The 13652-nt window shown below is 74.7% G+C and carries 15 protein-coding genes; 11 read left to right on the plus strand and 4 right to left on the minus strand.

What is annotated here, in order from left to right; all coding sequences use genetic code 11:
* Positions 1–24 precede the first annotated feature (24 nt).
* The 3 genes from ACW14Y_RS29225 to glnII all read left to right on the plus strand — a co-directional run bounded on the left by ACW14Y_RS29225 (position 25) and on the right by glnII (position 3221).
* A complete protein-coding gene (locus ACW14Y_RS29225) occupies positions 25–702 on the plus strand; it encodes a uracil-DNA glycosylase (RefSeq protein WP_380307575.1) in 678 nt (225 codons plus the stop codon).
* A gap of 198 nt (positions 703–900) precedes the next feature.
* Positions 901–2028, plus strand: a complete 1128-nt coding sequence (locus ACW14Y_RS29230; protein ID WP_456983880.1) for an SCO1860 family LAETG-anchored protein — start codon at positions 901–903, stop codon at positions 2026–2028.
* A gap of 170 nt (positions 2029–2198) precedes the next feature.
* Complete coding sequence (glnII, locus tag ACW14Y_RS29235) at positions 2199–3221, plus strand: glutamine synthetase GlnII (RefSeq protein ID WP_340634169.1); 1023 nt, start codon at positions 2199–2201, stop codon at positions 3219–3221.
* Between the two features lie 105 nt (positions 3222–3326).
* Here the strand turns inward: glnII and ACW14Y_RS29240 are convergent, their stop codons facing one another.
* Together ACW14Y_RS29240 and ACW14Y_RS29245 are read right to left on the minus strand one after the other, a co-directional pair.
* Positions 3327–3758 (minus strand): GNAT family N-acetyltransferase, encoded by a 432-nt coding sequence (locus tag ACW14Y_RS29240; RefSeq protein WP_380302905.1) that lies wholly within the window; start codon positions 3756–3758, stop codon positions 3327–3329.
* A gap of 81 nt (positions 3759–3839) precedes the next feature.
* Positions 3840–4487: a hypothetical protein gene (locus tag ACW14Y_RS29245; RefSeq protein ID WP_456983882.1), complete on the minus strand. Its 648-nt coding sequence runs from the start codon at positions 4485–4487 to the stop codon at positions 3840–3842.
* A gap of 179 nt (positions 4488–4666) precedes the next feature.
* Here ACW14Y_RS29245 and ACW14Y_RS29250 point away from each other — a divergent pair, with 179 nt between their 5' ends.
* The 3 genes from ACW14Y_RS29250 to ACW14Y_RS29260 all read left to right on the plus strand — a co-directional run bounded on the left by ACW14Y_RS29250 (position 4667) and on the right by ACW14Y_RS29260 (position 6497).
* Positions 4667–5209 carry a hypothetical protein gene (locus ACW14Y_RS29250; protein ID WP_380302910.1) on the plus strand — a complete coding sequence of 181 codons (543 nt, stop codon included), beginning with the start codon at positions 4667–4669 and terminating at the stop codon, positions 5207–5209.
* Positions 5182–6030, plus strand: a complete 849-nt coding sequence (locus tag ACW14Y_RS29255) for an MOSC N-terminal beta barrel domain-containing protein (RefSeq protein WP_380302912.1) — start codon at positions 5182–5184, stop codon at positions 6028–6030. The genes ACW14Y_RS29250 and ACW14Y_RS29255 overlap by 28 nt, the downstream gene beginning before the upstream one ends.
* Before the next feature lie 98 nt (positions 6031–6128).
* Positions 6129–6497 carry a hypothetical protein gene (locus ACW14Y_RS29260; protein WP_456983885.1) on the plus strand — a complete coding sequence of 123 codons (369 nt, stop codon included), beginning with the start codon at positions 6129–6131 and terminating at the stop codon, positions 6495–6497.
* A gap of 10 nt (positions 6498–6507) precedes the next feature.
* Here the strand turns inward: ACW14Y_RS29260 and cobC are convergent, their stop codons facing one another.
* Complete coding sequence (gene cobC / locus ACW14Y_RS29265) at positions 6508–7533, minus strand: Rv2231c family pyridoxal phosphate-dependent protein CobC (RefSeq protein ID WP_456988279.1); 1026 nt, start codon at positions 7531–7533, stop codon at positions 6508–6510.
* 104 nt (positions 7534–7637) lie between these two features.
* A complete protein-coding gene (locus ACW14Y_RS29270) occupies positions 7638–8132 on the minus strand; it encodes a cobalamin biosynthesis protein (protein ID WP_456983887.1) in 495 nt (164 codons plus the stop codon).
* Positions 8133–8615: 483 nt separating this feature from the next.
* On the opposite strand from ACW14Y_RS29270, the gene ACW14Y_RS29275 reads away from it, so the two are divergent.
* From ACW14Y_RS29275 to ACW14Y_RS29295, 5 genes are all read left to right on the plus strand, one after another.
* Positions 8616–9527, plus strand: coding sequence for an alkaline phosphatase family protein (locus tag ACW14Y_RS29275; RefSeq protein WP_380302918.1), 912 nt, complete (start codon positions 8616–8618; stop codon positions 9525–9527).
* Between the two features lie 5 nt (positions 9528–9532).
* Positions 9533–10990, plus strand: coding sequence for an MFS transporter (locus ACW14Y_RS29280; RefSeq protein WP_456983889.1), 1458 nt, complete (start codon positions 9533–9535; stop codon positions 10988–10990).
* On the plus strand, positions 10987–12024 hold the full coding sequence (locus ACW14Y_RS29285; protein ID WP_380302922.1) for a TolB family protein: 1038 nt from the start codon (positions 10987–10989) through the stop codon (positions 12022–12024). The genes ACW14Y_RS29280 and ACW14Y_RS29285 overlap by 4 nt, the downstream gene beginning before the upstream one ends.
* Before the next feature lie 134 nt (positions 12025–12158).
* On the plus strand, positions 12159–13037 hold the full coding sequence (locus ACW14Y_RS29290; RefSeq protein WP_456983891.1) for a hypothetical protein: 879 nt from the start codon (positions 12159–12161) through the stop codon (positions 13035–13037).
* The gene (locus ACW14Y_RS29295; RefSeq protein ID WP_456983892.1) at positions 13018–13617 is read left to right on the plus strand and encodes a Uma2 family endonuclease; all 600 of its coding nucleotides are present in this window, start codon (positions 13018–13020) and stop codon (positions 13615–13617) included. Before ACW14Y_RS29290 ends, ACW14Y_RS29295 begins: the two co-directional genes overlap by 20 nt.
* Positions 13618–13652 lie beyond the last annotated feature (35 nt).

Here is a 13652-nt window from a genome sequence, read left to right on the forward strand (position 1 = left end):
GAGTAGGCCGATAGGGTTACGCCCATGGCACCGCGTCCACTGAATGAGATCGTCGAGCCCGGGTGGGCCACCGCGCTGGAGCCGGTGGCCGGGCGGGTCGCCGCGATGGGCGACTTCCTCCGCGCCGAGCTGGCCGCAGGCCGCACCTATCTGCCCTCCGGACCGAATGTGCTGCGTGCCTTCCAGCAGCCCTTCGCCGACGTCCGGGTGCTGATCGTCGGCCAGGACCCGTACCCGACGCCCGGTCACGCCGTCGGCCTCAGCTTCTCGGTGGGGGAGGACGTCCGTCCGATCCCGGCCAGTCTGATCAACATCTTCCAGGAGTACGGCAGTGACCTCGGCCTGCCGCAGCCGTCCAACGGCGACCTCACCCCGTGGACGCGGCAGGGCGTGCTGCTGCTGAACCGTGCCCTGACCACCGCCCCGCGCAAGCCCGCCGCGCACCGGGGCAAGGGCTGGGAGGAGGTCACCGAGCAGGCGATCCGCGCCCTGACGGCGCGCGGCGGCCCGCTGGTGGCGATCCTCTGGGGCCGGGACGCGCGCAACCTGCGGCCGCTGCTGGGGCAGATCCCGGCGATCGAGTCCGCGCACCCGAGCCCGTACTCGGCGAGCGGCGGCTTCTTCGGCTCCCGGCCGTTCAGCCGGGCCAACGAACTGCTGGTCCAGCAGGGCGCCCAGCCCGTCGACTGGCGGCTGCCCTAGCTCCAGCAGGCCCGGCTTCAGCAGGCGCGGCTCCAGCAGAACCGGCTCCAGCGGACCCAGCTTTAGCAGACCCGCGTCACCCATGAGCGTCAACATCACCCCAACGGGTGAAATGACTCTCTGTATGACTCGTATGACGGATCGTTTGAGAAGACTGGCGGCTCATCCAATTCCTGTCGTTGGTCGTGGGGTACCGCCATGTCTTCTCGCTCGTACCGCTCCTCCCGTTCCCACCGTTCTTCCCGTTCCGCTCGACGAATCGTTTCCGCAAGCGCCGCCGTCGCGGTCTGCACACTGCTCACCGTTCCGACCGCCATGGCGGCCCCGGGCGCCCCGGGTGGTCCGGGCACCGGGACCGCCGCTCCCGGCTCGCCGGGCAAGGCGCGCGCCGTCACCGCCGAACTCGACCTGGACGTCCGCCTGTTGAACAACGCCGTGGACGTCCCGGTGAACGTCTCGCTCAACAAGGTGGAGTCCCCGGCGCAGCGCGACGGCACCGTGCTCACCGCCAAGGTCGACGGCGTCGACCAGTCCGGACCGGTCACCCTGGTCAAGGCCGACGTCGGCAAGTCGGTGACCAGGACGGACGCCAAGGGCGCCACCGCCTCCGTCACCCTGGCCGACGCCGATGTGCACGCCCCCGGCCTGCCCGGGACCACCCTGCTGGGCCTGGAGGCGCTCACCGCCACCGCCACCTGTCCGGTCGACGGGCAGCCGACCGCCGACGTGGTGGCCCCGGCCAAGCTCACCGTGCTCGGCAAGTCCGTCACCGTCAGCCTCTACGGGCCGACCAAGGTGGACGTGCCGCTGGTCGGCAGCGTGTCGGTGGAGTTCTCCAAGAAGACCACCACCTCGACCACGGCCGCCGCCTCGGCGCTGGAGGTCCAGGTGGCGGTGGACCCGCTCAACCTCAATGTCGCCAAGGTGACCGGCACCATCAGGATCGCCTCGGTGAGCTGCGAGAAGCCGGTGCCGGCCGCGCCGACCGCCACCCCCACCTCGACGCCGTCGGACGCCGCCCCGAGCGTGACCCCGGCCGCCCAGCCCGTCGCGGACGTCACCCCGTCCGGAGCTCCCTCCGGAGCCCCGTCCGCCCCCGGCACCGCCCGCGCCGCCGCCCCGCAGACGGCCGGCACGACCCCCGCCGCCCGCCGGACCGGCACCGGCACGTCCTCCGCCGCGCCGGACCACCTGGCGTCCACCGGCGGCAACGACGCCACCGCCCCGCTCGCCGCCGGAGCCGCGGCCCTGGTGGCCGGCGGCGCCTTCGCCCTCTGGGGCACCCGCCGCCGCCGCGCGGTCGCGGCCCACGCCCGCCGCCACTGAGCCCTGGTCCCCCTCGGGTGCGGGAGTGCCACCTGCGGCACTCCCGCACCGTGACCGTGCCAATGCGGACGGTTGGTTCACATGCGCGTTACATGAGAGGAACAACCGGGAAACGGCGCCTTGCAACGCTACGCGGGCACCCACCACCCAGTTATGCGAGGTACACCGCCGTGGCAATCAAGGCCGAGTACATCTGGATCGACGGCACCAAGCCGACCGCCAAGCTCCGCTCCAAGACTCGTGTCCTGCCGAACGCCGAGAAGATCCCCACCTGGGGCTTCGACGGTTCCTCGACCAACCAGGCCGAGGGTCACGCCTCGGACCGCGTGCTGGAGCCGGTCCGGGTCGTCAAGGACCCGATCCGCGGCGGCGACAACATCCTCGTCCTCTGCGAGGTCAACGAGACCGACGGTACCCCGCACGAGTCCAACACCCGTGCCCTGCTGCGCGGTGTCGCCGAGCAGTACGAGGCGCAGGAGTCGATCTTCGGCATCGAGCAGGAGTACACCTTCTTCAAGGGCTCCCGCCCGCTCGGCTTCCCCGAGGGCGGCTTCCCGGCCCCGCAGGGCGGCTACTACTGCGGTGTCGGCGCCGAGGAGGTCTTCGGCCGCGAGATCGTCGAGCTGCACCTCGACCGCTGCATCGACGCCGGCCTCGCCATCTGCGGCATCAACGCCGAGGTCATGCCCGGCCAGTGGGAGTTCCAGATCGGCCCGGTCGACGCCCTGACCGTCTCCGACGACATGTGGATCGCCCGCTACCTGCTCTACCGCACCGCCGAGGAGTTCGGCATCGACGCCACCCTCGACGCCAAGCCGGCCCGCGGCGACTGGAACGGTGCGGGCGCGCACACCAACTTCTCCACCAAGGCGATGCGCGAGGGCTACGACGCGATCATCACCGCCTGCGAGTCGCTCGGCGCCTCCCAGGAGCTGGTCCTGGAGCACGTCACCCAGTACGGCGCCGACATCGAGTCGCGCCTGACCGGCAAGCACGAGACCGCCCCGTGGAACGTCTACTCCTACGGCGTCTCGGACCGCGGCGCCTCGGTCCGCATCCCGTGGCAGGTCGAGGTCGAGCAGAAGGGTTACATCGAGGACCGTCGGCCGAACGCCAACGTCGACCCCTACGTCGTCACCCGCCTGCTGATCAACACCTGCTGCGCCGCCCTGGAGAAGGCCGGCCAGGTCTGATCCACGGCTCTCCGCCGGTAGCGACACGTACGCCCGCAGGGCCTCCCCGTACGACGGGGAGGCCCTGCGGGCGTTTCCGGGGCGCCGTTCCACCGCGCACGGGCGTCACTGCTGGCCGAGGACCATCCACTTCTCCGGCTTCGCCATCGGCTCGAAGCCGACCTTGGCGTAGACGGGGTGGGCGTCGGCCGTGGCGAGCAGCAGGCGGCGCAGGCCGTGGGGCGCGAGGTGGTCGCGGACGGCGGCGGCGAGGGCGGTGCCGAGGCCCCGGCCGCGGGCGGCCGGGGCGATGTAGACGTCGCAGAGCCAGGCGAAGGTGGCGAAGTCGGTGACCACCCGGGCGTAACCGAGCTGGGCGCCGGAAGCGCGCTCGTAGACACCGAAGTTGAGCGAGCCGGCGATGGCGAGGTCCTGCTTCTCGCGGCTGCGGCCGAGTGCCCAGTAGGCGTCCTCGGACAGCCACCGGTGGATCAGCGCGGCGTCGAGGCGCGCGGGGTCGGTGGAGATCTCGTAGCCGTCCGGCAGTTCCGTGGTCATGGCCGGATCCAAGCAGAGCGGCCGCCGCCGGACCAGCGATTACCGGTCCGGCGGCGGCCCGACGGGCGCGGGCCGGTCCGGTCAGTGGATCGGCACGGCCTCCGCGGGCCGGGTGTGCCAGTTGGTGACGATCGGCTTGTCCACGTTGGTCGGGCCGATCGGCAGGCTGACCGGGTCGGGGTCCGGGTCGTTGACGCCGACGATGACGTCGCTGAACTGGATCGCCTGGTTGTCCTTGGTGGTCTTGGTCATGACGCCCGCGTAGGCGCCGTCCGACCCGCTGAGCTTGATCGGCTGGGCGGCGGTCTGCTCGGCCTTGGCCGCCTCGATGCCGCCCGAGCCGAAGGCGATCACGGGGCGGCGGGCGGCCAGGGTGCAGGTGACACCGGGCTTGGCCTTGACGGTGATCAGGATGTAGCCGCCCGCCTGGGACTCGGCCTTGGCGGTGAGGACGACGTCCTTGGTGGCGCAGGTGCCGGCGGCCGGGGCGGAGGCGGAGGGCTTCCCGGTGGTGGGCGCGGCGGCCGGTGCGGACGTGGGCGCGCCGGCCGGGGCGGAGGTCGGTGCGGCCGGAGCGGCCGGGGCCGTGGTGGCGGGGGCGGCGGCGGCCGAGGTGGCCGGGCCGGACGCGGAGGTGGCGGGGTCGCTGTTCTCCGGACCGCACGCGCTCGCGGTGGCGGCGAGGGCCGCGACGGCGACGGCGGTGAGAACGAGACGGCGCGGGCGCATGGCGGATCCCCCAGGGTTGTGACTGCCGGTGTCGCTCACCGGCGCAGCACGACCGTACGCCGGGGTCGTTCACGGTCCGGTGCGGGAATGATCCCGATTCTGTTCCGGACCGCCCCGGGCCCTCCCGGCCGTCGCAAAAAAGATGGTCAAGAAGCGCACCGCGCGGGACCATTCGCATCATGACCACCCTCCCGCTGCTCCTCCTCGACGTCGACGGCCCGCTGAACCCGTTCGCCGCCCAGCCGTCGGAACAGCCCACCGGATACGGCACCCACCACGTCCGCCCGGACTTCCTGCTGGCGCGCTTCCCCGGGAAGCCGGTCGAGGAGGTCGAGCCGATCCGGCTCTGGATCAACCCCGACCACGGCCCCCGGCTGCTCGGCCTGCCCTTCGAACTGGTCTGGGCGACAGCCTGGAAGGGCGAGGCCAACACCTGGATCGGCCCGCTCGTCGGCCTGCCCGAACTCCCCTTCATCGCCTGGCCGAAGATGTTCCACGAGGACCCGGACGGCCTGCACTGGAAGACCAGGGTCCTGGTCGAGTGGGCGGCCGGGCGTCCCTTCGTCTGGGTGGACGACGAACTGGGCCCGCAGGACACCGAGTGGATAGCCGCCAACCACCCGGGCCCGGCGGCGACGTACCGGATCCACCCCGGGGTCGGCCTGCGGGCCGAGGACTTCGACACTCTGCGGGAGTGGGCCCGGACCGAGCTGGGGGCCTGAGCGCGGTGCTGGTGGCCACGGTGGAGCGGCTGTGCCGGTACCCGGTGAAGTCGATGCTCGGCGAGGACCTCCGGGAGGCGGAGGTGTCGGAGCGCGGCATCGCCGGCGACCGCGGGTGGGCGCTGCTGGACGCCGACAGCGGACGGGTGGTGAGCGCCAAGAACCCCCGGCTGTGGGCGGGCGTGCTCGGGTTCACGGCGGTCACCGGTCCGGGCGGCCGGGTGGCCGTCCTCGGTCCGGACGGCGGGGCCGTCGACGAGGGCGGGCTCTCGGAGCGGCTCGGCCGCAAGGTCCGGCTGGTGGACGTGCCGCCGCCGGGCGCGAGCGTCGAACGGTCCGTCCCGGAGGAGGTCCTGGCACGCGGTGTGCGCGCCGAGGTCGGCTTCACCGTCAGCGAGTTGGGACGCGGCGCGCCGTCCGGCACCTTCTTCGACTTCGCGCCGCTCCACCTGCTCACCACCGCCGCCCTCGCCGCCGCGGACGCGCCCGCGGCGGCGGCCGGGCGGTACCGCCCCAACCTGGTGCTGCGGACTCCCGACGGTGTCTCCGGTTTCGTCGAGAACGACTGGGTGGAGGGGGAGTTGGCGGTCGGGCCGGAGCTGCGCCTGCACGTCGTGGCGGCGACGCCGCGCTGCGCCGTCCCCACCCTCGCGCACGGGCCGGGGCTGCCGCGCTCGGCGGCGGCGCTGCGGGTGCCCGCGGAGCGCAACCGGGTGGTGCCGCTGCCGGGCATGTCGGCGCTGCCCTGCCTGGGTGTGTACGCCCGGGTGCTGCGGCCGGGGCGGGTGCGGGTCGGGGACCGGGTCGGGCCGGTGGCCTGAGGGTTGCCCGGAGGGGCTGCCCGGAGGGGTTCTCCCGAGGGCTTTTCCCGAGGGCTTTTCCCGGGGAGGCGGAACCGGTTGCCGCTCCAGGAGGTCCCATGAGTACCAGCACCGAGTCCGGGGAGGCGACCGGGATGGGCGGCGGGCACCGGCAGTTCGAGGACGTGGCGGGCGTGGGCACGGACGGCGAGGGTACGGCGGGCGTGGGCACGGACGGGAGCGCGGGCGGACGGACGGCGCGGTGGGCGCGCTGGGCGGTGGTCGCGATGGCCGGGGCGACCCTGGCGGTGGTGCTCCTGACCTCGGGGGACGGCGGCTCGGGCGGGCGCTCGGCGCCGATCACGGTGACGGTGACGACGCCCTCGGGCACGCCGACGCTCACCGTCCCGGGGCCGGGACCGGGGGCGGGGTCGGGAGCGCTGCCGTTCGCGACCTCCGCCGCCCTGGGGCGGCCCGCCGTCCCCTGACTCCGACCCGCTAGGCCAGGGCCTCGGCGAGCGCGGCGAGGAACGCGTCCGTGGTGCCCTCGTCCCGGACGGCGATGCGCAGCCAGTCCGGGCCGAGGCCGGGGAAGGTGTCGCCCCGGCGGACGGCGAAGCCGCGTGCGCGCAGCCGGTCGCGCACGGTGTCCGCGCCGGGCAGCTCGACCAGCACGAAGGACGCCGCCGGTTCGCCGTGCACCCGGACCTCGGGGAGGGCGGCCAGTCCCTTCAGCAGGTGGTCGCGCCGGAGCCCGAGCTCGTGGGCGGCCCGCTCGGCCTCGTCGAGCGCGGCCGGGGCCGAGCAGGCCTCGGCGGCGACCAGGGCCGGGGTGGAGACCGGCCAGAGCGGCTGGGCGGCGGCGAGTCCGGCGATCAGCGGGGCGGGGCCGAGCACGTAGCCGATCCGCAGCCCGGCCAGCCCCCAGGTCTTGGTGAGGCTGCGCAGGACCACCACCCGGCCAGGCAGCTCCCGGGCAGCGGCCAGGGACTCGCTCTCCCCGGGCACGGTGTCCATGAACGCCTCGTCGATCACCAGGGTGCGGCCGGGCCGGGCCAGGGCGGCGACGGCGGCGGCCGGGTGGAGCACGGAGGTGGGGTTGGTGGGGTTGCCGAGCACCACCAGGTCGGACTCCTCCGGCACGGCGCCGGCGGTCAGCCGGAAGCCCTCGGCGGGGGAGAGCAGGGCACGGTGCACGGGGTGTCCGGCGTCCCGCAGGGCGGCCTCGGGCTCGGTGAACTGCGGGTGTACCACCGTGATGTGACGCGGCCTCAGTACGCGGGCGAGCAGGACGAACGCCTCGGCGGCGCCGGAGGTGAGCAGCACCTCGTCCACCGGGCGGCCGTGCCGGGCGGCGACGGCGGCGCGGGCGGCGGTCCCGTCGGGGTACGCGGCGAGGTCGGCGAGGGTCGCGGCGAGGCGGGTGCGCAGCCAGTCCGGGGGTGTGCCGGTGCGGACGTTGACGGCGAGGTCGACCAGGTCGGCGCCGTCGGCGCGGACCTCGGCGTCCCCGTGGTGGCGCAGGTCCGGCTCGTGCGGCTGGCGCGGCTGGCGCGGCTGGTGCGGCTGGTGCGGCTCGTGCGCGCCGGGTCCGGCGGGTCCGGCGGGTTCGGCGGGGGAGTGGGGGGTCACGGGCGCTCTCCTGCGTTCCGGTGGTGGGGGGTGCGGGCGACGGCGGCCGTCGCGGACGCGGTCTTCTGTTTGGGGACGAGGAGTTCGCCGCCGCCCGTCGCCGCCAGGGCCGCCGCCTCGGCCACGCTGACCGTCCCGACCGCCTCGCCGACGGTGCCGGAGGGGTTCGGCACCCGGACGGCGGCCAGCGCCCCGGCCGGGTACTCGGCCACGGGGACGCCGAGCGCCGCCGCGGCGGCCCGGACGGCGGGGTGGCCGCCCTTGCCGGTGAGCGTCGCGAGTGCGCGGACGGCGTCGGCGGGCAGTCCGGCTCCGTCGAGGGCCCGCAGGACCAGCTCCAGCAGTTCCGTCTCCGCGGCGGTGGCACGCACGCCGACGCCGACGACGAGGCCCTCGGTGACGAAGGGCCGGTCGTCGCCGTCGAGCCGGTCGCCGCCGACGACGAGGCCCTCGCCGACGAGGGGCCGGCCCTCGCCGTCCGGATTCCTCACCCCGTACTCACCGTCCGCTCACGTCCAGCTCCTCCACGTCACCCGCCCGACACCTGCCCGAGGGCCGGACGCCGGTCGGCCCGCACCGGCCGCCGCCGGGGGCCACCGGGAGCGGCCGAAATCCGCCGGTCGCCGCCCGGGCGGAATGCCGCAGGTCAGGGCGATACCGGGCGTCGGGGGCCGCCGGAAATCCCACCACGCCCGCGACGGACGGGTCAATCGGGTCGATTGTGACGTTCCCCGGCATCCGTCCGGCGGCGAAGCTCGGCCACCGATCCCTGTTCGCCAGTTCTTCACCTCTCCGCCGAGGCCCCCGCCACCGGGCCGCTCCTACTGTTTGCGGCGCTCCGAAACCGCCGGTGCCCCGACCGGCGGTCCTCTCCCACCCGGCAGTACCCGGCGGCCGGGTGAGCCTGCCCTGCCCGCCGCCGGCCCCGACGCGACACGGAGGACACCATGCCCGAAACTCCGGACACTGTTGACATGAGCGCCACCACCCCGAGTGCCGGGGGTGCCGCCCCGAGCCGCCCCCGCCGCCGCACGCTCACCGCCTCGGCCGCCGGGCTCGGCCTCGTCGCCGGCTCGCTCGGCCTCTGGGCCGCCACCGGCACCACCGCCTCGGCCGCCGCCCTGCCGACCCCCGACCACGTGGTCGTCGTCGTCCTGGAGAACCACGCCTACACCCAGGTCATCGGCAGCTCCAGCGCCCCGTACATCAACAACACCCTCGCGGCCGGCGGCGCCACCCTCACCCAGTCGTTCGGGCTCACCCACCCCAGCGAGCCCAACTACTACCAGCTGTTCTCCGGCTCCAACCAGGGCCGCACCGACGACAGCTGCGTCTCCGTCGGCTCGATCAACAAGCCGAACCTGGCCTCCGAGCTGATCGCCGCCGGCCAGACCTGGGGCAGCTACAACGAGGGCCTGCCGAGCCAGGGCTCGACCGTGTGTTCCAGCGGCAAGTACGCGCAGAAGCACAACCCGTGGTTCGGCTTCTCCAACGTGCCGACCAACACCGCGTACACCATGACGCAGTTCCCGACGAACTACGCCACCCTGCCGAAGGTCTCCTTCGTCGTCCCCGACCTGTGCAACGACATGCACGACTGCTCGGTCGGCACCGGCGACACCTGGATCAAGAACAAGCTCGGCGCCTACGCCACCTGGGCCAAGGCCAACAACAGCCTCCTCGTGGTCACCTTCGACGAGGACAACCGCCTCGCCGGCAACCGCATCCCCACCGTCTTCTACGGCGCCCACGTCACCCCGGGCTCCACCACCGCCACCACCTACAACCACTACAACGTGCTGCGCACCCTGGAGGACCTCGCCGGCCTGACCAGCCACGCGGGCAACGCCGCCACCGCCGCCACCGTCACCGGCATCTGGAACTGACGCCCGTGTACGTCGCGGACTCCCGCAGCTCCAAGGCCCCCGTCGCCCCGGCCGAGACCCGGCCGGGGCGGCGGGAGGCCGCCGACGGAGCCGGCCCGGCCGACGGGCCCCGCACCGGCGACGGACCGCGCGCCGCCGGACGCCGCACCGCCGTCCGGGCGGCCGTCCCCGGCACCGTGGTGGCCCTGGGCGTGGTCAGCCTGGTCACCGACGTCTCGTCCGAGATGGTCAGCGCCGTCCTGCCGCTCTACCTGCTCACCGGCCTCGGCCTGTCCCCGCTCGGCTTCGGCCTGCTCGACGGCATCCAGAACGGCTTCAGCGCCCTCGTCCGTCTGCTCGGCGGCCACCTCGCCGACCGCCGGGGGCGCGACGGGGCGCCCCGGCACAAGGCCGTCGCCGCCGTCGGCTACGGACTGTCCGCGCTCTGCAAGCCGCTGCTGCTGCTCGTCCACACGGTGCCGCTGATCGGCGCCGTGGTCGCCGTCGACCGCACCGGCAAGGGCCTGCGCACCGCCCCGCGGGACGCGATGATCTCGCTCGCCACCGAACCGGCCCACCGCGGCCGGGCGTTCGGCGTCCACCGGGCGATGGACACGGCGGGCGCGCTGCTCGGCCCGCTCACCGCCTTCCTCGTCCTGCGGCTGGCCGGCGGCCCGATGCTCGCCGACGGCGGCCAGCAGCAGGGCTACCACGCGGTGTTCGCGGTCAGCGGGTGCGTCGCGGTGCTCGGCGTGCTCGTCCTGCTGCTGTTCGTGCCGAACCGGCTCCACGACGTCGGGCCGTCCTCCGGCGCCGCACCCTCCGACGCCCGCCCCCGGCTGCGGGACGGCCTCGCGCTGCTGCGCGTCCCCGGCCTGCGCCGGCTCACCGTGTGCGCGGTGCTGCTCGGCCTCACCACCGTCAGCGATTCCTTCCTCTACCTGCTGGTGCAGCGCCGGCTCGGCCTCGCCGTCGAGTACTTCCCGCTGCTGCCGCTCGGCACCGCGGGCGCTTTCCTGCTGCTCGCCGTGCCGCTCGGCGCGCTCGCCGACCGGATCGGCCGCCGTCGGCTGTTCCTGGCCGGGCACGGCGTCCTGCTGCTCGCCTACGGCCTGCTGCTGTCGCCGCTGGACGGCCCGGCCGCCGTGGTCTGCGTCCTGCTGCTGCACGGCTCCTTCTACGCCGCCACGGACGGTGTGCTCGCCGCCGCCGCGGCCGACACCGTCCCCGCCGAGCGGCGCGGCGCCGGTCTTGCCCTGGTCGGCACCGGGCAGGCGCTGGCCCGGTTCGCCTGCTCGCTGGCGTTCGGCGCGCTGTGGAGCGCGGTCGGCGGCACCACCGCGCTGACCTGGTCGGCGCTGGCGCTGGCCGGCTGCGTCACCGGGGCGGCGTTCGTCCTGCGCGAGCCCGCCGCCGCTGCCGCTCCCGTCGCGGCTCCCGGTGGGCCCGCTCCCACGACCGACGACTCCGAGGTGCCCTCGTGACCACCGCCACCCTCTCCAACCGCACCCGGGTGCTGATCCTGCTGGTCGCCGTCGTCCTGCTCGGCGCGGTCGGCACCGGCGCCGTCCTGTGGGCCTCGGACCGCTCCGCCGAACGCGACCGCACCCAGGCCGGCGGCCCGGTCGTCACCCGGGGCGAGGTCACCCTCAAGGATCCGGCCGCCCGGCAGTTGGTCTTCCGCAACATGGCCTGGGGCCCGCACCGCGACGAGGTCGTCACCGTCCCCGCCGGCCACCCCGACGGCCCGCGCACCTCCTCCGGCGTCCAGTGCCTGCGCTTCTACGCCGCCGCCGGCACCGGCATCTGCCTGCGGGCCGACCGGGGCGCCCTCCAGGACACCTACCGGGCCGTCGTCCTCGACGACCACCTGCGCGAACTGCGCTCCTTCCCGGCCGCCGGCATCCCCACTCGCTCCCGGGTCTCGCCCTCCGGCCACCTCGCCGCCTGGACCGTCTTCGTCAGCGGCGACTCCTACGCGGGCACCGACTTCTCCACCCGCACCTCGATCGTGGACGTCCGCGACTGGAACCTCCGGGAGAACCTGGAGGAGTTCGACGTGGTCAAGGACGGCAAGCCGTACCGGGCGCCGGACGTCAACGTCTGGGGCGTGACCTTCGCCGACGACAACACCTTCTACGCCACCGTCGCCACCGGCGGCCAGACCTACCTGGTCCGCGGCGACCTCGCCGCCCGCACCCTCACCACCCTGCACCAGAACGTCGAGTGCCCGTCCCTCTCCCCGGACGGCACCCGGATCGCCTACAAGAAGCGGGTGCCCGGCGCCTCCGCCGACGCCCCCTGGCGGCTGTACGTCCTCGACCTCGCCACCATGACCGAGACCGCCACCGCCGAGCAGCGCAGCATCGACGACCAGGCCGTCTGGTCCGACGACCGCACCCTGCTCTACGCCATGCCCGGCGACTTCGGCGCCGACCTGTGGACCGTCCCCGCCGACGGCAGCGGCGCGGCCGGGCGGCTGCTGGAGGCCGCCGTCGCGCCCGCGTACCTGGGCTGAGCGGAGGGGCGCACGAGGCTGATCGGGGTGGTTGGTCCCATTCGGAACTCGGAGCGTAGGGTCCAGGACGAGTACTACGAAGGGCCGCGCCCCCTACCGGGCGACCACGACGACGGACCGGGGGAACGGGAACAGTGAGGCAACGAGGGCCCGACGGCGGATCGCCGCCCGAGCGTGCGACCAGCGAATCCTGGCCGGCCCTGCACGGCCGGCCGGTGCTGCGCCGCACCGTCGCGATCGGTCTGGTGGTCTTCGTGTCGGTACTGGCGGCCCTCGCCGTCCGGGGCGTCAACGCGCTCACCATCGGCCGGGGCGCCATCGAGACCGACCGCGACCGCGCCGAACTGCTGGCCGGGCTCCACCCGTCCCAGCACCCGGGCGCGGGCCGCTACTACGTCCCGGTCGGCGCCGTCTACACGCGCGGGGCGGACGGCCTGCCGGTCGCCTACCTGCACTACCGGCTGGCGGGCGGGCGCGAGGTCGGCATCGGCGACTTCCTGCGCACGTACGACCTGCCCGCCCCCGGCGCCGTCGCCCCGCTGCCCGCCGACCTGACCGAGGCACTGGGCGGCGACGAGCCGGCCTCGGCCCCGGAGCTGGGCGCGCCGCTGCCGGCCTCGGCCTCGCCGTCGCCGTCGGCTTCCCCCTCGGCGCTTGCCGACGCCGCGCCGTCCACTTCCGCGCTGCCCGACGCGGTGCCCGACGCGGTGCCCGACGCGCTGCCCGACGGGGAGCCCACCGACGGTCCGGCCCCCGACGCCGACGCGGTCCCCGCCGACCCGGCGGAGGCCACCGAGCCCGCCGGCGAGACCGCCGACCCGGAACCCGCGGAGCACATCGCCCCCGCCGCCGACCCGGCCGCCGACCCCGGCCCCAGCCCCACCCCGACACCCGAGGGCACCGAGGAACCCGTCACCGACCCCACCCGCAACCGGGCCCGGCGCATCTACGTCGCCCCCGACCCGGCCGGTCTCCCCGGCGCCGCCGACATCTATGTCCGCGCCACCGGCTGACCGGGTCGGGCTGCGGTTCGACGCCTTCGAGGCCATCGCCGCGACCGCCGCCCGCCACGACGTCGTACTGGAGCTCGTCGGCGGCGAGCTCGCGGTCCGGCCCGCGCCCGACGGCGACCACGGTCAGATCCTCGCGTGGCTCCAGCGGGCCTGCGCGGAGCGGCGGCCGGACCTCTGGCTCTTCCGTCGGCAGGGCCTGCGCCTCCTCCCGCCCCACCGGGCCGGTGCCGCCCAGCAGCCGGGTGCCGCCCGCCCGGACGGCACTCTGGCGCCCGCCGAGTACTTTGCCGGGCAGGGCGAGTGGGCCGACTCCCGTGGTGTGCTGCTGGTCGCGGAGGTCACCTCCTTCGACCGGCGGGCCGACGAGCGGGACCGGGTCGAGAAGCCCCGGGCGTACGCGGAGGGCGGCATCCCGCTCCATCTGCTGGTCGACCGGGACAACGACACCGTCACCGTCCACAGTGAGCCGGTCAAGGGCAGCTACCGCGGGACCCGGACCTACGACTACGGCGAGCGGGTCGAACTTCCCGGTCTCGACATGGTCCTGGACACCGAGGAGCTCAAGGACTACGGCCGCTGACCCAACCCTCCTGCCGGTGTTGTCGGTTGGCCGTG

It is taken from the genome of Kitasatospora sp. cg17-2 (genome assembly GCF_054031055.1).